Annotated in this window: 19 protein-coding genes; 14 read left to right on the top strand and 5 right to left on the bottom strand. The window is 38.4% G+C overall.

Translation table 11 applies throughout. The features are described 5' to 3' along the window. Window positions 1-2: 2 nt before the first annotated feature. From serC to GQR55_RS00175, 9 genes are all read left to right on the top strand, one after another. Window positions 3-1,085, top strand: coding sequence for a 3-phosphoserine/phosphohydroxythreonine transaminase (gene serC / locus GQR55_RS00215; protein ID WP_165739711.1), 1,083 nt, complete (start codon window positions 3-5; stop codon window positions 1,083-1,085). Next, window positions 1,085-2,362 (top strand): 3-phosphoshikimate 1-carboxyvinyltransferase, encoded by a 1,278-nt coding sequence (gene aroA, locus GQR55_RS00210; RefSeq protein ID WP_166419019.1) that lies wholly within the window; start codon window positions 1,085-1,087, stop codon window positions 2,360-2,362. Before serC ends, aroA begins: the two co-directional genes overlap by 1 nt. 106 nt (window positions 2,363-2,468) lie before the next feature. Further along, window positions 2,469-3,179: a (d)CMP kinase gene (gene cmk / locus GQR55_RS00205; protein WP_076923977.1), complete on the top strand. Its 711-nt coding sequence runs from the start codon at window positions 2,469-2,471 to the stop codon at window positions 3,177-3,179. Window positions 3,180-3,275: 96 nt separating this feature from the next. After that, on the top strand, window positions 3,276-4,943 hold the full coding sequence (rpsA, locus tag GQR55_RS00200; RefSeq protein WP_002961176.1) for a 30S ribosomal protein S1: 1,668 nt from the start codon (window positions 3,276-3,278) through the stop codon (window positions 4,941-4,943). A gap of 67 nt (window positions 4,944-5,010) precedes the next feature. Continuing rightward, complete coding sequence (ihfB, locus tag GQR55_RS00195; protein WP_007583054.1) at window positions 5,011-5,298, top strand: integration host factor subunit beta; 288 nt, start codon at window positions 5,011-5,013, stop codon at window positions 5,296-5,298. A 21-nt stretch (window positions 5,299-5,319) separates the two neighbouring features. Continuing rightward, entirely contained in the window at window positions 5,320-5,601 is a 282-nt protein-coding gene (locus tag GQR55_RS00190; RefSeq protein ID WP_024600249.1) for a LapA family protein, read from the top strand. A gap of 2 nt (window positions 5,602-5,603) precedes the next feature. Beyond that, on the top strand, window positions 5,604-6,740 hold the full coding sequence (gene lapB, locus GQR55_RS00185; RefSeq protein ID WP_166419018.1) for a lipopolysaccharide assembly protein LapB: 1,137 nt from the start codon (window positions 5,604-5,606) through the stop codon (window positions 6,738-6,740). Between the two features lie 43 nt (window positions 6,741-6,783). Continuing rightward, window positions 6,784-7,488 carry an orotidine-5'-phosphate decarboxylase gene (pyrF, locus tag GQR55_RS00180; RefSeq protein ID WP_166419017.1) on the top strand — a complete coding sequence of 235 codons (705 nt, stop codon included), beginning with the start codon at window positions 6,784-6,786 and terminating at the stop codon, window positions 7,486-7,488. 93 nt (window positions 7,489-7,581) lie between these two features. Then, complete coding sequence (locus GQR55_RS00175; protein ID WP_166419016.1) at window positions 7,582-7,956, top strand: hypothetical protein; 375 nt, start codon at window positions 7,582-7,584, stop codon at window positions 7,954-7,956. Window positions 7,957-7,999: 43 nt separating this feature from the next. On the opposite strand, the gene GQR55_RS00170 is transcribed toward GQR55_RS00175, so the two are convergent. Continuing rightward, the gene (locus tag GQR55_RS00170; protein WP_024590152.1) at window positions 8,000-8,833 is read right to left on the bottom strand and encodes a S1-like domain-containing RNA-binding protein; all 834 of its coding nucleotides are present in this window, start codon (window positions 8,831-8,833) and stop codon (window positions 8,000-8,002) included. 2 nt (window positions 8,834-8,835) lie between these two features. After that, the gene (locus GQR55_RS00165; protein ID WP_166419015.1) at window positions 8,836-10,164 is read right to left on the bottom strand and encodes a DEAD/DEAH box helicase; all 1,329 of its coding nucleotides are present in this window, start codon (window positions 10,162-10,164) and stop codon (window positions 8,836-8,838) included. Window positions 10,165-10,372: 208 nt separating this feature from the next. Between GQR55_RS00165 and GQR55_RS00160 the strand changes: the two genes are divergently transcribed. The 3 genes from GQR55_RS00160 to GQR55_RS00150 all read left to right on the top strand — a co-directional run bounded on the left by GQR55_RS00160 (window position 10,373) and on the right by GQR55_RS00150 (window position 14,137). Next, the gene (locus GQR55_RS00160; RefSeq protein ID WP_165727498.1) at window positions 10,373-11,380 is read left to right on the top strand and encodes a rhodanese-related sulfurtransferase; all 1,008 of its coding nucleotides are present in this window, start codon (window positions 10,373-10,375) and stop codon (window positions 11,378-11,380) included. 147 nt (window positions 11,381-11,527) lie between these two features. Then, window positions 11,528-13,423: a DUF294 nucleotidyltransferase-like domain-containing protein gene (locus GQR55_RS00155; protein ID WP_165727499.1), complete on the top strand. Its 1,896-nt coding sequence runs from the start codon at window positions 11,528-11,530 to the stop codon at window positions 13,421-13,423. Window positions 13,424-13,426: 3 nt separating this feature from the next. Further along, on the top strand, window positions 13,427-14,137 hold the full coding sequence (locus GQR55_RS00150; protein WP_166419014.1) for a 3'-5' exonuclease: 711 nt from the start codon (window positions 13,427-13,429) through the stop codon (window positions 14,135-14,137). 259 nt (window positions 14,138-14,396) lie between these two features. Here the strand turns inward: GQR55_RS00150 and GQR55_RS00145 are convergent, their stop codons facing one another. Further along, window positions 14,397-15,977 (bottom strand): BCCT family transporter, encoded by a 1,581-nt coding sequence (locus GQR55_RS00145; RefSeq protein WP_166419013.1) that lies wholly within the window; start codon window positions 15,975-15,977, stop codon window positions 14,397-14,399. A 627-nt stretch (window positions 15,978-16,604) separates the two neighbouring features. On the opposite strand from GQR55_RS00145, the gene egtB reads away from it, so the two are divergent. Next, complete coding sequence (egtB, locus tag GQR55_RS00140) at window positions 16,605-17,876, top strand: ergothioneine biosynthesis protein EgtB (protein ID WP_166419012.1); 1,272 nt, start codon at window positions 16,605-16,607, stop codon at window positions 17,874-17,876. Then, window positions 17,873-18,847, top strand: a complete 975-nt coding sequence (gene egtD, locus GQR55_RS00135; protein ID WP_166419011.1) for an L-histidine N(alpha)-methyltransferase — start codon at window positions 17,873-17,875, stop codon at window positions 18,845-18,847. Before egtB ends, egtD begins: the two co-directional genes overlap by 4 nt. Window positions 18,848-18,867: 20 nt before the next feature. Here egtD and GQR55_RS00130 read toward each other — a convergent pair whose 3' ends face one another. Further along, complete coding sequence (locus tag GQR55_RS00130; protein ID WP_166419010.1) at window positions 18,868-19,770, bottom strand: PhzF family phenazine biosynthesis protein; 903 nt, start codon at window positions 19,768-19,770, stop codon at window positions 18,868-18,870. Continuing rightward, on the bottom strand, window positions 19,754-21,427 hold the full coding sequence (gene asnB, locus GQR55_RS00125; protein ID WP_024598933.1) for an asparagine synthase B: 1,674 nt from the start codon (window positions 21,425-21,427) through the stop codon (window positions 19,754-19,756). The genes GQR55_RS00130 and asnB overlap by 17 nt, the downstream gene beginning before the upstream one ends. Between the last annotated feature and the right edge of the window lie 16 nt (window positions 21,428-21,443).

Here is a 21,443-nt window from a genome sequence, read left to right as displayed (position 1 = left end):
TAATGAGTAAATATAATTTTTGTGCGGGACCGGCTATGCTTCCGCAAGCGGTGATGAAAAAAGCGCAAAAAGAGTTCCTAGATTGGCAAGGTTTGGGTGTTTCTGTGATGGAAATAAGCCATCGTAGTAAAGAGTTTTTAACGGTTACTGCAAAATGTGAAGCTAGCCTTCGCCGCTTAATGAATATTAGTGATGAGTTTGAAGTGTTGTTTATGCATGGTGGTGGCCGAGGACAATTTAGTGCTGTACCGCTAAACTTACACCAAGAAGGTAAAACCGCTTTTTATTGCGAAAATGGCGTATGGTCAAAAAGTGCGAGAGATGAAGCGAGTAAATTCACTCAAACGACTTTTACCGATATACGTAATGATGCTGATGGCGAGTTTTCTATTAAAGCGGTTGCTGACTGGGATTTACCAGCAGATGCAGCGTATATCCACTATTGCCCTAACGAGACCGTTGATGGCTTAGAGATTTTTGATGTACCTAGCCACCCAACAGCACCAATTGTTGCAGACATGTCGTCAACTATTTTATCGCGCGAAATAGACGTTAATAAATTTGATTTAATTTATGCCGGTGCACAAAAGAATATTGGCCCATCGGGTATATCAATCGTTATTGTACGTAAAACATTACTAGAGCGTGAAGGTTTAGCAAAACCTGGTATTTTAGATTACGCACTTGAAGCAAAGCAGGGCAGTATGTTTAATACCCCACCGACTTTTGCTTGGTATTTAGCGGCTGAAGTATTTGAATGGCTTGAAAGCAATGGTGGTGTAAAAACCATGGAAGCACAAAATATTGCTAAAGCAGATTTACTGTATGATTTTATCGATAACTCTGATTTTTATTCAAATATTGTTGCTAAGCATTGTCGCTCACGTATGAATGTTCCTTTTTGGTTGAATGATGAAAGCTTAAATAGCAAATTTGTTGCTCAATCTAACGAAGCGGGTTTACTTGCTTTGGAAGGTCACCGAATAGTGGGCGGTATGCGCGCCAGCATTTACAACGCAATGCCACTTGAAGGTGTTCAAGCACTAGTTGACTTTATGGCTGCCTTTGCAAAGGAAAATAGCTAATGGAGCAACTTCGTTTAGAGCCCATTTCTCGTGTAAACGGCACAGTTACCTTACCTGGGTCAAAAAGTTTATCAAACCGTATTTTATTATTAGCAGCGCTTGCTAGTGGTACTACTGTTGTAGAGAACTTACTTGATAGTGATGATATTCGTCATATGTTGGGTGCTCTGAAGCTTTTAGGTGTAAATGTGACACTTAATGAAGAACGCACTGTAGCCACTGTAGAGGGTGTTGGTGGTGTGTTTAAAACACCAAGTGAACCATTGTTTTTAGGTAATGCAGGCACTGCCTACCGACCTCTAACCGCTGTACTTGCTGCTGTAAGTGGTGAGTACGAGCTAATAGGCGAGCCGCGTATGGAAGAGCGTCCAATAGGGCACTTAGTTGATGCTCTACAAACGCTGGGTGGCGATGTTACCTATACAAAACATAAAGATTATCCACCACTTAAAATCGTAGGCGGCCAAATCAACGGCGGTGAAGTTGAAATTGACGGCAGTATTTCAAGTCAATTTTTAACTGCCTTGTTAATGGCAGCACCTTTATTTAACGGCGATACACATATAACTATTAAGGGTACTTTAGTATCTAAACCTTATATTGATATTACGTTAGGTGTTATGGCGCGCTTTGGTATTGATGTTGAGCACAGTGACTATGCAACTTTTAACGTTAAAGGTGGTCAACAGTATCAATCAATCGAGCGTATTATGGTTGAAGGTGATGCTTCATCGGCTTCTTATTTCGTTGCAGCCGCAGCGATTGCCGGTGGCGAGATAGAAATTAAAGGTGTTGGCGCTAAATCGGTTCAAGGTGATATTGGCTTTGCTAAAGTCATGGAGCAGGTTGGCGCTAAAATTGATTGGTATGATGAGCGTTTAGTTGTTCGCAAAGGCGAGCTTAATGGCGTAGATATAGATGCGAATGCAATTCCTGATGCAGCAATGACACTGGCAACAGTTGCTTTGTTTGCTAAAGGTAAAACCGCTATTCGTAATATTTATAACTGGCGCGTTAAAGAAACAGACCGTTTGTACGCAATGGCAACTGAGCTTAGAAAAGTAGGCGCTGAAGTTGTAGAGGGTGAGGATTTTATAGAAATCACTCCACCTGAACATTTTAATGATGTTGCTATAGATACTTACGACGATCACCGTATAGCTATGTGTTTTGCTATGGTTGCCGTAGGCGGAAAGCCAATAACGATTAATGATCCAAAATGTACTTATAAAACATTTCCTACATTTTTCAATGTTTTAGCATCAGTCAGTGAATAAGCTATTTAGAAGTAATTACAAAAGTTACACACTAATAGCAGATATATTTTAATAACTGACGTATAATGTCGCGGTTTATTTAGGTGTGCATTGCAGGAGGTTTTAAATGCAGGCGTTATTAATGCCCGTGATCACCGTTGATGGCCCAAGTGGTTCAGGTAAAGGAACTGTTTGTCGCTTGTTAGCCGACAAGTTGGGGTGGGATGTACTAGATAGTGGTGCGATTTATCGCGTTTTATCTTTAGCTGCACTTCATCACCAAATTGCATTAGACAATGAAGAAGGGCTTGTCCCTCTTGCTGCAAATTTAGATGTGCAGTTTTTGGTAGATAGCCAAACTAATGCAGGAAAAGTTATTTTAGAAGGCGAAGATGTAACGACTACTATTCGTAATGAAGAAGTAGGCGCTGCAGCGTCAAAGGTTGCAGCATTACCTCGCGTTCGTGAAGCATTATTACGCCGCCAGCGTGCATTTCGCACTGAAAATGGCTTAATCGCCGATGGTCGTGATATGGGCACTGTGGTTTTTCAAGATGCACCGTTAAAAATATATTTAACAGCAAGCGCAGAAGAGCGTGCTCGCAGACGTTTTGTTGAGTTGAATACGCGCGGTCTTGATGTTACACTAAGTGGTCTATTACAGGACATTCAAGCTCGTGATGAGCGCGATATGAATCGTGCCGTTGCTCCGCTTGTACCTGCAGAGGATGCTATTGAGATCGATACTAGCGAACTTAATGCACAGCAAGTGTTTGATAAAGTAATAACTTTATTAGATATTGCTATCTCTGAAGGTAAGCTTCCTAAACGAAGCTAAAACACATTTTATGCGCCAGCAGGATGCCAGTGCTATTTTAACAACCCCATGCAGCATGGTTGCTTATTGGTATAATATATAGAGACGTATATTCGTATGTCAGAAAATTTTGCGCAGTTATTTGAAGAAAGCTTAAAGGGTTTTGAAGCAGAGCAAGGCTCTATCGTTAAAGGTACAGTAATCTCAATCGAGAACAACATTGTACTTGTAGATGCTGGTCTTAAATCAGAAAGTGCTATCCCTGCTGAGCAGTTCAAAAATGCTGCTGGTGAACTTGAAGTTGCTGTTGGCGACGAAGTAGATGTTGCACTAGATGCAATTGAAGACGGTTTCGGTGAAACTATCCTTTCTCGTGAGAAAGCTAAGCGTCACGAAGCATGGATCCGTCTTGAGAAAGCATGTGAAGAGCAAGAAACTGTTACTGGTGTTATCAACGGTAAAGTTAAAGGCGGTTTCACAGTTGAAGTTGATTCAATCCGTGCTTTCCTACCTGGTTCACTTGTTGATGTTCGTCCAGTACGTGACACAACTCACCTTGAAGGCAAAGAGCTTGAATTTAAAGTAATCAAGCTTGACCAAAAACGTAACAACGTTGTTGTTTCACGTCGTGCAGTTATCGAATCTGAAAACTCACAAGAACGTGAAGAGCTTCTTGCTAACCTTGTTGAAGGTCAAGAAGTTAAAGGTATCGTTAAGAACCTTACTGACTACGGTGCATTCGTTGACCTTGGTGGTGTTGATGGTCTACTACACATTACTGATATGGCTTGGAAGCGTGTTAAGCACCCTTCAGAAATCGTTAATGTTGGCGACGAAATCGCAGTTAAAGTTCTTAAATTCGACAAAGATAAAACTCGTGTATCTCTAGGCCTTAAACAGCTTGGTGAAGATCCATGGGCAGCTATCGCTGGTCGTTACCCAGAAGGTTCTAAACTTTCTGGTCGTGTTACTAATCTTACAGATTACGGCTGTTTCGTGGAAATCGAAGAAGGCGTTGAAGGTTTAGTACACGTTTCTGAAATGGATTGGACTAACAAAAATATCCATCCTTCAAAAGTTGTTAGCTTAGGCGACACTGTTGAAGTTATGGTTTTAGAAATTGACGAAGAACGTCGTCGTATTTCTCTTGGTCTTAAGCAATGTATTGCTAATCCTTGGCAGGAATTTGCTCGTCTACAGAACAAAGGCGATCAAGTTACTGGTAAGATCAAATCAATCACTGACTTCGGTATCTTTATCGGTCTTGACGGTGGTATTGACGGTCTTGTACACCTTTCAGACATTTCTTGGAATACACCTGGCGAAGAAGCTGTACGTGAATTCAAGAAAGGCGACGAAATCACTGCTATCGTATTGCAAGTTGACCCAGAGCGTGAACGTATCTCTCTAGGTGTTAAGCAAATCGAAGCTGACCCATTCAATAACTACCTTGATGCAAACAAAAAAGGTGCTATTGTTAAAGGTAAAGTGACTGAAGTTGATGCGAAAGGCGCAACTGTTGAACTTATCGAAGGCGTTGAAGGTTACATCCGTGTAGCTGATATCGCTCAAGAGCGCGTTGAAGATGCAACTACTGTTGTTTCTGTAGGCGACGAGATTGAAGTTAAATACGTTGGTGTTGATCGTAAGAACCGCACTTTAAGCTTATCTGTAAAAGCTCTTTTCGAAGCAGAAGAGAAAGAAGTACTAGAGAAGCTTAAGAAAGAAGAGCCAGTGTTTGAAAACGCAATGGCAGCTGCTTTCGCAAATGCACAAAAAGACTAATATATAATTAGTTTTTAGTTGGAAGGGCATTTTTTGCCCTTCCTATATCTCTTTTTAAGGAAACGCTATGACTAAGTCAGAACTGATAGAAACACTTGCGGAACAACACGCACACGTTCCAGTGAAAGATGTTGAGAATGCTGTAAAAGAAATTCTTGAACAAATGGCCGGCTCATTATCTACTTCAGATCGTATTGAGATCAGAGGTTTTGGTAGTTTCTCTTTGCATTTCCGCGCTCCTCGCACAGGTCGTAATCCTAAGACTGGCGATACAGTTGAGCTTGAAGGAAAGCATGTACCTCATTTTAAACCAGGCAAAGAATTACGCGACCGCGTAAATGAAAGCATTGCCTAGTTAACTTAGTGGAGTAGTTACTTGTTCAAGGTATTAAAAATTATTCTGGTTGCGCTATGCCTTATCAGTGCATTTGTATTAGGGTCACAAAACCCACAGTTAGTACAAATAAATTATATTATAGCCAGTAATACACTACCTTTAGCTGTAATAATAAGTATCTGCTTTTTATTAGGTGTTTTGATTGGTTGTTTTATTAGCTTTAAATTGTTTTCGCAATTAAAGTGGCAAAACTACCGTTTAAAAAAGCAATTAGCGCCTGAAAAAGATAAGAAAAAGCTTGCCGCGAATAAAGACACCTAACTATGATTGAGCTTTTGTTTTTACTATTACCTGTTGCCGCCGGTTACGGTTGGATTATGGGTAAAAACAGTGCTAAAAACCAAGCTCATCAACTTAATCGTCAGATCACTTCTGAATATAGCAAAGGCTTAAAGTTTCTACTCGATAGAGAAGAAGATCAAGGCTTAGAGCACTTAATCAACTTACTTGAAGTGTCAGCCGACTCAGTTGAGCACTATTCTACACTTGCCACCATGTTTCGCCGAAGAGGTGAATTAGACCGCGCAATTAAAATTCATGAACTTCTATTAAAACACCCAGGCTTAAATGAACAACAAGCTGCAACTAGCCGTTTAGAACTTGCCGAAGATTACATAATGGCTGGGCTACTAGACAGTGCGGAAGAGCACTTAGTTTGGTTAGTTAAAGCAGGGCATGTAGAAGCGCTAGATCCTATTATTACTTTATACTCGCAAACCCGTGAATGGGAGAAAGGCATCAACATGTTTGAAGCCCACAGCGAGCTATTTTCAAAAGAACAACAATTTAAAGCGATTGCTAATTTTTATTGTGAGTCGGCTTTAAGTGACAGTACCCCCCAACTAATGAGAAAAGCGATTAGCTTAAATTATAAAGCCGTGCGTCCGCTGTACGAATTAGGTTTAGTTGCTTACGCAAAAGAAGATTACGTTAAAGCTATTTATTACTGGCGTGAACTTGTTACTCAATTCACTTTGTTTGCGCCGTTGTTTATTGATGAGCTTGCCCACAGTTATAAACAATTAAATTTAACGCATCAATTTCATGAATTAGTCAGTGATTTATTAGAAAAGGGCGGTGTATTAATTAAAATAAAACATTGCCAAGCCTTACTTGAACAAGGGCATACAAAACAAGCCTTTGAATTTTTAACTGATAGCTTAAAACGTCAACCTACTATTCGTGGTTTCAGTTTTTTACTGCAATTGATGGGCGATCAAAATAAAAATACCAAAGAAGTACTTAACGAAATTGATAAGCTTGTAACCTCTTATATTGCTACAAAACCTGACTTTCAATGTCAGCATTGTGGTTTTACAAGTTACACAATATATTGGAATTGCCCTTCTTGTAAGCATTGGGAAACCATTGTTCCAAGTCGAGGCTTAGACGGATTTTAATAACCCCATATTAATAATTTTACTGCCATACATTAGGATAGTCATGTCTTTCGAACACTCAAAAAAAATTCTTATAGCATTAGATTACAATGATCAAGAAGTTGCCTTAAACTTTGTTAAACAACTTTCTCCTGATACATGTCGTCTTAAAGTCGGCAAAGAAATGTTTACTTATTTTGGGCCTGCATTTGTTAAAGAGTTAATTGATTTAGGTTTTGATGTTTTTTTAGATTTAAAATTTCATGACATTCCTAATACAGTAGCTAAAGCGGTTACTGCCGCTGCGAAAATGGGTGTATGGATGGTTAACGTACATGCATCTGGTGGCTTTGAAATGATGAGTAAAGCTAAATCTGCTCTTGAGCAATTTGGTGATAAAGCGCCACTGCTTATTGCTGTTACTGTATTAACCAGCATGGATGAAACAGAACTTAAGCGTTTGGGCGTTGATAAATCGGCTCAAGAGCAAGTTATATATTTAGCTAAGCTTGCAAAGGAAGCAGGGCTTGATGGGGTTGTGTGTTCTGCGCAAGAAGCTAAAGTATTAAAAACAGAGTTAGGTGAAAGCTTTAAGCTTGTTACACCAGGTATACGTCCTGAAGGGAGTGATGCCGGCGATCAAAAGCGTATCATGACTCCTAAGCAAGCAATCGATGCAGGAAGTGATTATTTAGTTATAGGCCGACCTATTACTCAATCGGATAATCCCGTAAAAGTGCTCAACGATGTTAATAAAACCATATTATAATTTAACAAAAAGCAGCAATATAGTGCTAAAACCCTTACCTAATACGTATTTTATGTTACATTGTTAGAATAAAGACGAAGTAAGGGGTTTGTTTTGAAGTTAGTATTTGGTTCATTAATAATTATTGTTGCAGTTTTTTCGGTAAATAAATATGTTTTTTCTAATAAAGCATATGACGGTGTAACAACCGTTACAGATATAATTTCAACGTACCCAGTCGATATGTTTTATTTTAAAAAAACAATGCAAGATTATGCTCATCACCTGTGTTACAAGAATGAAGATACACTCATATCTCAGCATGTGAGTGTGAGTGAATGCATATCGAAACTTGATGATAAAAAAACAGAATGTGAAAAAAAGGTTTTTCGTTTAGCGCCACTCAATATTGAGTCGGAAGGTGAAGTTCTTGATTATTCAAGGCAATATACGCAATGTACATTACCTTACAAGTATATTTTAGGTTAATTACCAACAGATATTATTGGTAATTAAAGTCTATTATTTATGACTAAGATCTTAAGCGAATGGACTTCGCTTCAATATCTATTAACTCTTGTTTAAACAATCCACCAATCGCTTTTTTATAATTAGCTTTACTAGTAGAAAACATCTTTTTAATCGCTTCAGGTTCAGACTTATCGCCTAATGGAATAACTCCACCTTCGTTTTTAAGTTTTTGCATAATAGTTTCACCAAGGTCACTTACTTTACCCATGCCTGGTTTTTCTAGTACAACATCAATTTTTCCGTCTTCACGTACTTTTTGAATGAATCCTTTAAGCTTTTGGCCTACAAATAAGCTTTTAAATACCATATTGTAAAAAACAACACCGAAGTGCGATTCTTCAATTAATACCTTGTAGCCAATATCCGTTTTGCCAGCGACGATTAAATCCACTTCTTGTAAGTGAGTATATTGCGGCTCATCTTTAGATAAGAAACGATTAAAGTTGTTTGATGCACAAATACGTTGGCTTGCATTATCAAGGTACAAACGAACTAAATATGAATGACCCTCTTGCATGCGTGGTTTTTGTTCGTTGAACGGAGTTAGAACATCTTTTTCAAGACCCCAATCTAAAAATGCACCAATACTATTAATTTCTTTAACGCGAAGTAGGGCATATTCACCTACTTGTGCGTGTGGCTTTTTAGTTGTCGCAGTCGCTAAATTAGCATTATCTAAAAAGATAAAAACACTTATGCTATCGCCAGCTTCAAGTTCATGTTTAATTTCTTGCTTTGGTAAAAATACTTCACCTAAATCATGGCCGTCTAAGTAAGCACCTTCGTTACTCACTTCTTTTACAAATAATGTTTGTGTGGTTCCTAGGTAACTCATAATTATTCCTGCTCAGTCTTTTTTTTACGGCGCATTGGTGTATCGCCATCAATGTTCATTGGTGCTTTAATTGGTGCTGTTGGCTTTTTAGGTTTAGCTTTGCGTTTAAATACAGGCTTTTTAACAGCAGCTGCTTTTTCTTTAGATTTATCCCACGTTGCCTCAGGTTTTTTCTCTTTTAAACCTTTAAACTTAGCTTTTAAACCCTCTACGCTCGCAAATTTTAACTCGTCATTTAAAAATGCTTTAATAGCTAAATAACTTGCCCAATCTTTAGGCCCAACTAATGAAATTGCGTTACCTTTAAAACCAGCACGCCCAGTACGACCTATGCGGTGTACATACTCTTCTGCGTGTTTTGGTAAATCAAAGTTAATAACATGCGTTACGCTTAGTAAATCTAAACCACGAGACGCAACATCGGTCGTTATCAATATTTTAAAGTTTTCGCGACTAAACGAATCCATAATATCTAAACGTTTACTTTGAGTTAAATCACCAGCAAGCGCTACAGACTTGAAGCCTTTAGCATTAAGCGCTTCACTCAAGCGACTTGTGTCAGAACGTGTTGCTGTAAAGATAATACACTGGCCAACATCATCTTGATTCAAGAAATGCTCTAAAAGCGCTTCTTTATGATCAAGGTGATCGGCAAGGTATAACGTTTGTTTAATATCGCTATGTTGCTCGTTCGCCGCACTTAGCGTGATTTGCTTTGGCTTTTTTAATAGATTACGTGATAGTGCATCTACTTGAGCATGGTCAAGTGTTGCAGAAAACAATAACGTTTGACGTAAACGGTGATTAGCTTGCTCGTTAATCATTTTTAACTGCTCGGTAAAGCCTAAATCTAATATACGATCGGCTTCATCAAAAATAAGCAGTTCTAGCCCACTCAATTGTAGTGAGCGTTTTGTAATGTGATCGGCTAAACGCCCAGGTGTAGCAACTACGAATTGTGGGTCGTTTCTAAGTGCTTTTATTTGGTCATTAAAGTTTTCGCCGCCAAGTATTTTTACGGCCTTAATGGCTGTGCCTGCAATTAATAAACGCAGTTGAGTAAATACTTGCGTAGCAAGCTCACGCGTAGGAGCAACAATAAGTACACGAGGATCGCGTTTACTGAGTGCTTTTTGTTTCATAACCCTTTGTACAGCAGGTAATAAAAACGCCAAGGTTTTGCCCGACCCAGTTTTAGACTGAGCGAAAATATCATACCCCGCAAGTGCTGTAGGCACCGCATGAGCTTGAATGTCGGTGGGCTGGGTGATCCCTTGATGTGCTAATTGTGTTTCAAGGCGTGTATCAATCCCAAGATCAGTAAACTGCAATGTGTGTTTCTCCAAAATGAGCAAATTAAGTCTATAAATTTATCAGCGCATTATAGCTTACACAGATAGGTCGCTAACAGTAAAAACCAATCTATAGCGCTATTTTTTGCAATTAAATTAAAAAAGCGTAAAATACGCGCCCCATATGCGCCGGATTTACGATTCGGTAAACGCCAATACTGGCTAAAAAAGCAAAATAGGAAATAAAATGACGGCTGTCCATAAAGATAATGTAACAAATGAGCACTTTGTAGTGTGTGCGATGTATAAGTTTGTTGGTTTACCTGAATTTGAAGCTATCCGTAAGCCATTACTTGAAGTGATGGAAGCGAATGAAGTACGCGGTACATTACTACTTGCGGCTGAAGGAATAAACGGCACTGTTTCTGCAAAACGTGAAGGGATAGACAATTTACTAGCATGGCTTGATAAGCAACCAAATTTAAAAAACATCGTAACAAAAGAATCTTACGATGATGAATGCCCGTTTTATCGCACTAAAGTAAAGCTCAAAAAAGAAATTGTAACGATGGGCGTTGAGGGAATTGACCCTCTAAAAGTTGTGGGTAGCTATGTAAAACCAAAAGATTGGAATGCGCTTATTTCTGATCCAGAAGTTATTTTAATTGATACACGAAACGACTACGAAATTGAGATTGGTACTTTTCAAAATGCAGTCGATCCAAATACAACGACATTCCGTGAATTTCCACAGTGGGCAAAAGAAAACTTAGACCCTGAGAAACATAAAAAAGTAGCAATGTTTTGTACCGGCGGCATTCGCTGTGAAAAATCGACAGCCTACATGAAAGAGCAAGGTTTTGATGAGGTTTATCATCTTGAAGGCGGTATTTTAAAATACCTTGAAGAAGTGCCAAAAGAAGAAACCATGTGGGAAGGCGAATGTTTTGTATTTGATAATCGCGTTGCGGTTGATCACGACTTACAAAAAGGTTCTTATGATCAATGCCACGCGTGCCGTATGCCAATTACAGAAGAAGAAAAGTTAAAGCCTGAATACATGGAAGGTGTATCTTGTCATCATTGTATTGAGGAAGTAACAGACGAGCAACGCGCGCGATTTGCTGAACGCCAAAAGCAAATAGAACTAGCACAAGCCCGTGGTGAAGGTCATATTGGCAATGAAGCGCAAGCCGTTTTACAGCAACGTAAAGAAGCTAAAAAAGCGCAAAAAGACGCTCAGCGCGGTAAATAAATTTTTACAATAAGTATCACATTTAAAGAGTCTATCTGGGCTCTTTTTTTGTGCCCAAAATTGTGCAGTAATTGTTTTCACGCTCCGATGATAGTGTTAATCTGCAAACATATTTAGTCATTTTAATGCGCATACAGGAAGGGATTTATGCAAGCCGAACAAGTTGAAATCGCACAATTTTTAGCACAACATCCTCCTTTTGATGACTTACCTCAAAAAGCGCTTAATGAGCTAGCTCAACAAGTTGAGGTTGCTTATTTTAGAGCAAAAACTGACATTTTAAGTTTTGGACAAGACATATCTGATTTGTATGTGATTAGAAGTGGTTCTGTAGAAATGTATCGCCGAAATGGTGAGCTATACAATCGTTTGGCTATCGCAGGAATATTTGGTCAAATGGGTTTATTGATGAACCGTAAGGTGCGTTTTCCTGCAACTGCTCTTGAAGATACGTTAGTTTATTGCATAAATGTTGAACTATTCAATCGTTACTGTGATGAGTTTGATGCGTTTGCTGACTACTTTGAAACAGATGGTAATGTGCGTTTACATCAAGCTATTGTTGAACAAGCCGATGGGAATGACCTTACAACTGCGAAGGTAAAATCATTAATTCACAGAGATGTAGTCACCGTAGATGCAACGTCTACAATACAAGATATTGCAAAATTGATGACCGAAGAGGCCGTTTCGTCAGTTTTGGTAACTGATGTAAATAAACCTATAAATGATGACCCAGAAGAAGATGATGGGCAAGTCGTTGGCATAATAACCGATAGGGATTTACGCTCAAAAGTAGTGGCTAAAGGGCTTGATTTTAATACTCAAGCAAAAGAGATTATGTCGACTAACTTAGTGCTTTTAGATGCTAATGACTATATTTTCGAAGCAGTACTTGCCATGCTTAGAGATAACTTACATCATTTGCCTGTAGTACAAAAAAGACGTCCTATAGGAGTTATATCACTCTCTGATATTTTACGTTATGAATCGCAAAGCAGCTTATTACTCGTGCGCGGCATACTTGCTCAACAAACAATTGAGGATTTAGCGCATTATGCACGCCAATTACCCAATGTATTTGTACGCATGGTTAATGAAGATGCAAATTCACACATGATTGGTACTGCCATGGCGGTTATCGGGCGTACATTTAAGCAAAGATTACTCGTATTAGCTGAAGAAAAATTTGGCCCACCTCCCGTTCCTTATTGCTTTATTGCACTGGGCTCAATGGCTCGCGACGAGCAACTTATTGTAACTGATCAAGATAACGCATTAATTTTAGATGACAGTTACGACGACGAAAAACATAACGAATATTTTCAGAATATCTCAGACTTTGTGTGTGATGGCCTAGCGCAATGTGGTTATACCTATTGTGATGGCGAAATAATGGCGTCGTTTAAAAAGTGGCGTAAAACCCGCTCCGAATGGTTTGATCAATTTGCTGATTGGATTGCTCAGCCAAAACCACAAGCACTGCTTAATAGCTCTATATTTTTTGATTTAGACGGGGTGTGGGGCAAAACTAAGTGGGCTAATGAGCTTAAAATATTTATAGCGAAACAAAGTAAAGCGAATCGTATATTTCTAGCTAACATGGCAGCAAATGCAAGAAATAGAACACCACCGCTTGGCTTTTTTAAAGGCTTTGTTATGGAGCATAATGGCCAGCATAAACGTTCAATGAACTTAAAGCGAAGAGGTACAGCACCGCTTTCTGATGTTATACGCGTGCATGCGTTAGCCATTGGTTCGCGTAAACAAAATTCGTTTGAGCGTTTAGAAGATATTATTGAAGCTAAACTATTACCGCAGGGTAAAGCCCAAGATTTACGTGATGCACTTGAGTATATTGCTATGATGCGAATTCGTCATCAAGCGTGGCAAATAGAGAAGGGCGAAGAGCCTGATAATGACTTAGATCCACATTTATTGTCTCCGTTCGAGCAGCGAAATTTAAAAGAGGCGTTTGCTATTTTAGAAAAAGCACAAAGCTATTTAAAATTTAGCTACACAGCAAATTCTGGTGTGAAGTAGCCTATGAATCCACGTAATTATAAAGTACTTGATTGGCAAGCTAGATATAACGAGCTTGCCAACAACACCAAAAATAAATTGTTAAAACACTTTTATGCAGGTGCTTATAACCAAGATAAAGCCGCAGTAGAAGATGTGCCTTTTGTAGCAATGGACTTTGAAACAACAGGTTTAAATAGCCAGAACGACGATATTGTGAGTGTTGGCTTAGTGCCATTTAATTTAAAGCGTATTTATTGTAAGCACAGCCGGCATTGGGTTGTTCAACCTAGACGTAACCTGCATGAAGAGTCTATTTTAATCCATGGAATAACGCACTCTGAGGTGGATGACGCTCCTGACTTTAACCGAATTATTGAACCTTTACTTGAAGCGCTAAGTGGCAAAGTTGTCGTGGTGCATTACGCTGCAATAGAGCGCCATTTTTTAAATAATGCGTTATTACTGAGGCTTAAAGAAGGTATTGAGTTTGCACTTGTTGATACAATGGAGTTAGAAAAAAGAGCACTAAAAGCAAGGCAGGGAGTATTAGGTCGATTGTTTAACACAAAACTTGGCTCACTCAGATTAACAGATTGCCGTGCGCGTTATTCTTTGCCCGCGTATCAAAACCATAATGCATTAACAGATGCTCTTGCTACCGCTGAGCTATTACAAGCGCAGCTGAGTCATCATTACCGTGTAGATACTCCAATTTCAGAGTTGTGGGTATAATACCAATTAGATCACTTTATTAAGCGAATTGATAATCTTAAATAGTTATACCAACCTGCATAAATCTTTGATCAATTTAACGAATTAAATTTCACTATAACGTCGTTAAAAATTTTGCCTAGTTCTAGCGTGATTTTCTTAACGTTAAATAGACCCTATATATAAGCAGATTGGTATTAAACAAAAAAGCGCCGCAAAAAATTGCGGCGCTTTGTTACTAAGTAAAAGTACTACTAAGTAAAAGTGTTACCTAAAAGTATTATTTAATTGGGCGAGGCTCAGTTCGCAAACCTAAAACTAAGCTTAAACACATAAATAACAATACAATAGTGAAAGGTAAACCTGCCGATACAGAGCCAGCTTGAAGTGCTTGAATCGCTTCAGTCCCGCCTATCCAAAGTAATGCAGCGGCTACCGCACCTTGAGTAACAGCCCAAAAAATACGCTGTGGTACTGGAGCATCAATTTTGCCACCGGCAGTGATTGAATCAATTACCAAAGAACCAGAGTCCGATGACGTAATAAAAAATACTAATACTAGTACAATCGCAATAAACGATAAGATATTAGATAGAGGTAATGCATCAAACATCTGGAACATAGCCAGAGGAACTTCAGTTAAGCCATTAGCACCTAATTCACCCACACCATTAACTACTTGGTCAATAGCAATGCCTCCGTAAATCGACATCCATAAAATAGTAACAGCAGTAGGGACAAGTAATACCGCAATTAAAAATTCACGAATTGTACGACCACGTGAAACACGCGCGATAAACATACCTACGAATGGTGACCAAGAAATCCACCATGCCCAATAAGATACGGTCCAACCGTGCATCCAAGTTTCATCTTCACGACCATGAGGATTACTTAGTGGAATTATATTTTCTATATAGCCCATAACAGTAGTCGGGATATTACCTACAGAAACAGCAAAGCCTACTAAAAAAACAAAGATAAGCAAAACTAAGGCGATTAGCATATTGGCATTACTAAGTACCTTAACGCCGCCATCAATCCCACGAACTACTGAAACAATAGCTAAAAGTGAAACACCTATAATGACTAAGATTTGCGAACCAACTCCGCCTGAGGTACCAAATACATGGTCTATACCTGCAGAAGCTTGCTGTGCCCCAAGCCCTAAAGAAGTAGCAAGACCAAACAGGGTTGCAAGCACGGCTAAAATGTCGATAAGGTGACCTGGCCAGCCCCATGCTCTATCACCTAAAATAGGATAAAAGATAGAACGAATAGAAAGCGGTAAGCCTTTATTATAAGTAAAAAATGCAAGTGAAAGCCCGACAACTGCATAAATAGCCCACGGGTGAAGGCCCCAGTGGAACATAGTCGCACCCATTGCTACTTTTGCTGCCTCGGGTGTATTAGGTGTTACGTTCAGTGGTGTTTCAAACCAGCCTGTATAATATGCGAGTGGTTCAGCAACGCCCCAAAACATTAAGCCAATACCCATACCAGCAGCAAATAACATAGCTAGCCATGAAATACGTGAATGAGTCGGTTTAGCATCATCACCACCTAAACGAATGTTACCGTAAGGTGAAACAATAAGCGCTAAACAAAAAACAACGAAAAAATTAGCAGCCCACATAAATAAGGCGTCAAAGTTATTGATGATATCTGTTTTTATACCATCAAGCGCAGATTTAGCCGTTTGTGGATCGGTAACAAGAATGGCGATTAAAAAAATGACAATCAGTCCGGCACTTATGCCGAAAACAGAGTTATGTATATCAAGTCCCCATTTTTGTACGTTGTCTTGACCTACAGTGTAGTCTGTACTGTCAATACTATATTTGTCATGATTTTCCTTCATGCAATACCTCTTTAGTTGTCCTAACAAGCCGAAAATAAATTCGGCGTCATATCGAATTACATTAGCCTTTAAATATTAAGTAAAAGTAATACCGTAATTATTTGAAGACTAACTAATTTGAAGAGTGATCATACAGCTAGTAGTGTATGAGTTAAATATTAAATGTAAATGAATTTGTATTTAAATCGCTGTTTATATGGCCAAATTCATGATTCTTTTGTTTAAAAGCTCTAAAATTATAAATTCAGTGAACGTTAAAAATTAGTTTGCTATTAAAAGTATTAATTTACTTGGTTAAGTAAAAAAAGATCACTTTTAAGCAACTTAATTGATGCTTAAATATTAGAGCTTGTTGACCTTTTAGGATTAAAATTTTTTCTATTTAGGAGCAGTTTAATCGATCCTAGGTTTGTAACCTAACGGTGCGGTTACAAACCTGCGTTATTCTACATGCTCAAATACACATGAGAATAATTAAAAACTGAGCAGCAAAGAGCAAATTTCTCTCTAGGGCTAGTATAAATTTATAAGCTGAGAAGCATCTTTAATCAAGTTGTAATATGAATATGATTTAACACAGTACTGGGCTATATTTTATAAATAGATAGGAAAAGGATTAATACTATTATGCGTGAATGCGCTTTAAACAATACCAATCAAACCGAACTTGTGAAACGCTTTTGCAGCGTTAGAAGCGAAAGTTTGGCTATTATTGAACCTCTCACTTTAGAAGATTGCCAGCTACAAGCTATGGCAGATGTCAGTCCAAGCAAATGGCATTTAGCGCACACCACCTGGTTTTTTGAAACGTTTTTACTTAGCGTTCATTGTAAACAGTACACAGTGTTTAATCCTCATTATAAAATGCTTTTTAATTCTTACTACAATGGTATTGGAGAGCAATTTAAGCGCGTCAACCGAGGTAGTTTATCCAGACCTGGTTTAGATGAAGTGTTAGCTTATAGAAAGCATGTAGATAGCTGCATTATTGAATTGCTTAAGAGCGAAGTTAGTCCACAAATTAAAGATATTATTGATCTTGGATTAAACCACGAGCAACAGCATCAAGAGCTGATGCTTATGGACATCAAATATAACTTTTCAGTAAACCCATTATTTCCACAATATCAAACATCACTTTTAACTAATCAAAATAAACCAATTCATATTAAGCCTCTTAATTTTATAAACTTTGAGCAAGCCATTATTAATATAGGCACAAATGCCGACGACGAATTTGCATATGATAACGAGCTACCTAAGCACCAAGTATTAATTCATCCATTTAGCTTTGCTAACAGGTTAGTCACTAATGGTGAATATTTAGAGTTTATAAATACCGGTGGATATAGCGACCCACAGTATTGGCTGAGCGATGGTTGGGCAAACATTCAAAATAACAAATTAACACAGCCATTATATTGGCATTGCATAAATAACGAATGGTTTGAGTTTACACACTATGGGTTGCAGCCTCTTAATTTAAATGCACCCATCTGCCATGTTAGTTATTTTGAGGCCAGTGCCTATGCTAATTTTGTAAAAGCGCGTTTGCCTACAGAGTTCGAATGGGAATATGCGGCTAAGAACGATGATTTGGTTGAAGCAGAAGAACGTTATCTCACACCTCAACTAGCAAAAGGTGATACTAAAATAAGTCAGTTAACTGATTCATGCTGGCAATGGACGAACAGTGCATATTTACCATACCCCGGTTTTAAACCTATTGAAGGAGTAGCAGGGGAATACAATGGTAAGTTTATGAATAACCAAATGGTATTACGCGGCGGGTGTGTGTTTACCCCTCAAAACCATTTACGACAAACATACCGTAATTTTTATTACCCGCACCAAGCGTGGATGTGCAGCGGAATTAGACTAGCTAAGGATATAGTATGAGCCAAATAACAGCGATTAAGCAAAGCAACATAACCGACACTGAATTTTTAAATGATGTGATAAGCGGATTAACTCAACAACAAAAAACGCTTCCGTGTAAATATTTTTATGATGATAAAGGTGCTGCATTATTTGAGCAAATAACAACACTGCAAGAATATTATGTAACACGCACAGAGCTTTCTATATTAGAGCAACACTCGAAGTCAATTGCTCAAATGCTACCTGAAAACCTTTCTATTATAGAGCCAGGCTGTGGCTCTGGTAAAAAAGTAGCGTATTTACTAGCGCATATGGAAAACGTAAAAACCTTTGTTCCATTTGAAATATCTGAAGAAATGCTTAGTTACTCACTTGCACATTTGTCGCCGTTGTTTCCTGAACTTACAATTTCACCTCTACTAGGCGATTTTACGCATAGCCAAATGGTTAAGCAGTTAACCAAAGATACCACTTTAGACAGTCAAACTAACTTAGTGTATTTTCCGGGGTCGACTCTTGGTAATTTTGCTCCAGTAAAAGCGATTGAAATTATGAATAATTTCCATCGGTTATGTGGTGTAAACGGGTATGTGTTAATTGGCATTGATTTAGTCAAAGAGCGCCAAGTGCTACTTGATGCCTACAATGATAAAGCGGGAGTCACCGCTGCGTTTAATAAAAATTTACTGGAACGTATTAATAACGAGCTAAATGGCACATTTAACGTAGATAACTTTAGCCATGAGTCACGCTTTAACGAGCAACATAGCCGTATTGAAATGCATTTAGTAAGTAATTGTACTCAAAGTGTGATTATAAACGATCAGCAAATAGACTTTATAGAAGGTGAAAGCATTCATACAGAAAACTCTCATAAGTACACGCTTGAGTCGTTTAAGCAGCTTGCAGCGCAGGCTAATTTAAAGTTAGAGCAAACGTGGCAAGACGACAGTAACTATTTTGCTTTGTGCTTATTAAGGCCTCTTTAAACAGTTACTTATCATATGATTTAGTAAATCAAAACTTTAGCATTGTTAAATTCATAGTTTAGCAGTGCGCCATTATTTGATTGTTGGATAAGTTTGGCTTTATTTAAACCGTACAGTCTAAAAAGCAATGGGGCAATAACCGATAGAGCAGAGCCAGTAGCACTGTCTTCATTAACACCAAACTGAGGGGCAAAGTATCTAAAATGCGCTATGGCACTTTTTTTGTCTATATTTTGTATATTAAGCGCAATAACTGCATTTTTATGGGCTTTACTCAAAGCTTTAAAATCAAAGTGTAAGCTTTTTAAGTCCTGCTTTTCATCGGATTTTTTTTCAAGTTCTTTATCGAATTCTTTATCGAATTCTTCATCAAATTCTTTATTAAATAATACAACCGTGTAACCGTTTTTATCACCGGTGCTATAGGCTGCTTTTATTGCTAATGAAAACACGTTTTGTAACTCATCTTTAGCTAATTTGCTTTTTTGTGGCTCTATGCTTTTTAGTAATAGCTGAGCGCGTTGTTTTTTTTCTTTTATAGTAAAACGCTCATGACTCATTGAGATAAACGCTTTAGGGCAATAACCAAAATGCTTTATCAAAAAATTAGCGGCTGCTAAAGTGCCATGCCCGCAGCGTTTAATTTCACTTGTTTGATTAAACCAACGAATTTTACAATGACGTTTAGTTATTTCATTTTGATTTAAAAATACGGTAGCAGGGTGAATTGATTGTGATGCAATATATTGCATTTTTTTTGATGTTAACCCATTTTCATAAATAACAATTAAGGCGCTTGAGCCTTTTAAGTTATTTGCAGGGCTAAAAAAAACAGATTGGGTGTAAGTGTACTTTATAAAGCGCAGCGTGAGCCATAAAGGCCTACGCTGCGATATACAAAAAGTGTTAACCTTTGCTTGCATATGCGTCGTTATGAACGCCTGCAGCACGACCTGATGGATCAGCGTTGTTTTGGAACGATGCGTCCCATGCAAGTGCTTCAGGAGTCGAGCACGCTACCGATTTACCATGTGGTACACATTTAGCTGATGCATCACCTGGGAAATGCTCTTCAAAAATTGCACGATAGTAGTATGCTTCTTTTGAATCTGGCGTATTAATGGGGTATTTAAATTTTGCATTTGCAAGCTCTTGATCGCTTACTTGCTCGTTTACAAACTCTTTTAACGTATCAATCCAGCTGTAGCCAACACCGTCTGAAAATTGCTCTTTTTGACGCCATAAAACTTCATCAGGCAAGTAGCCTTCAAAGCCTTCACGTAAAATGTGTTTTTCAATTTTTCCATCTTTACACATTTTAGCTTCAGGGTTGATACGCATAGCAACATCAACAAATTCTTTATCAAGAAACGGTACACGTGCTTCTACGCCCCATGCCGCCATTGATTTATTAGCACGTAAACAGTCAAACATATGCAGTTTTGATACTTTACGGTTTAACTCTTCATGAAACTCTTGTGCGTTTGGCGCTTTATGGAAGTATAAGTAACCACCAAATAGCTCATCAGCACCTTCACCCGATAACACCATTTTAATACCCATGGCTTTAATTTGGCGAGCCATTAGGTACATAGGTGTAGAGGCACGAATTGTTGTTACATCGTACGTTTCAATGTGGTAAATCACTTCACGAAGTGCATCAATGCCTTCTTGAATAGTAAAAATGATAGGGTGGTGAATAGTACCAATCATGTCAGCTACTTTTTGTGCAGCCGCTAAATCTGGCGAGCCCTCAAGGCCTACTGAAAAAGAATGAAGCTTAGGCCACCATGCATCACTTTCGTCGTTATCTTCAATACGTTTTGCGGCAAAGCGCTGCGTAATAGCAGAGATAACTGATGAGTCTAAGCCACCAGAAAGTAATACACCGTAAGGCACGTCACACATTAATTGACGTTTAACGGCCGCTTCTAATGCATCTTTAACGTCTTGCGCTTCTGCGCTATTATCTTTAACTGCATCAAATGTTTCCCAATCACGTTTGTAATAAGGCGTCATTTTGCCATCTTTGCTGTACAGGTAATGCCCTGGTGGAAATTCTTCAATGTGCTTACAAATTGGAGAAAGTGCTTTTAGCTCAGAAGCAACATAAAAGTTACCGTGCTCGTCGTGCCCTGTGTAAAGCGGGATAATACCAATATGGTCACGGCCAATTAAGTAGGCGTCGTTTTCTTCGTCGTATAAACAAAATGCAAAAATGCCGTTTAGGTCATCTAAAAAGTCAGGCCCTTTTTGTTTATATAGCGCTAAAATAACTTCACAGTCTGATTGAGTTTGAAAAGTAAAATCAACGTCTAACTCTGCTGCAAGTTCTTTATGATTATAAATCTCGCCATTAACCGCTAAAATATTTGTTTTTTCTGGGTTGTATAAAGGCTGTGCACCGCTTGATACACCAACAATAGCTAAACGCTCATGTACTAAAATAGCTTTTTCAGATGCATATACACCAGACCAATCCGGACCACGGTGTCTAAGCAGCTTTGACATTTCAATTGCTTGGGTACGCAATTGAGTGGGATCAGATTTAATATCTAATACCCCAAAAATTGAACACATAGTAACTCCTCATTCC

The organism is Pseudoalteromonas sp. Z1A8, assembly GCF_011378855.1.
Classification (GTDB): Bacteria; Pseudomonadota; Gammaproteobacteria; order Enterobacterales; family Alteromonadaceae; genus Pseudoalteromonas.
Note: the sequence above shows the minus strand (reverse complement) of the source record. Positions and strands in the feature narration are given on the sequence as shown.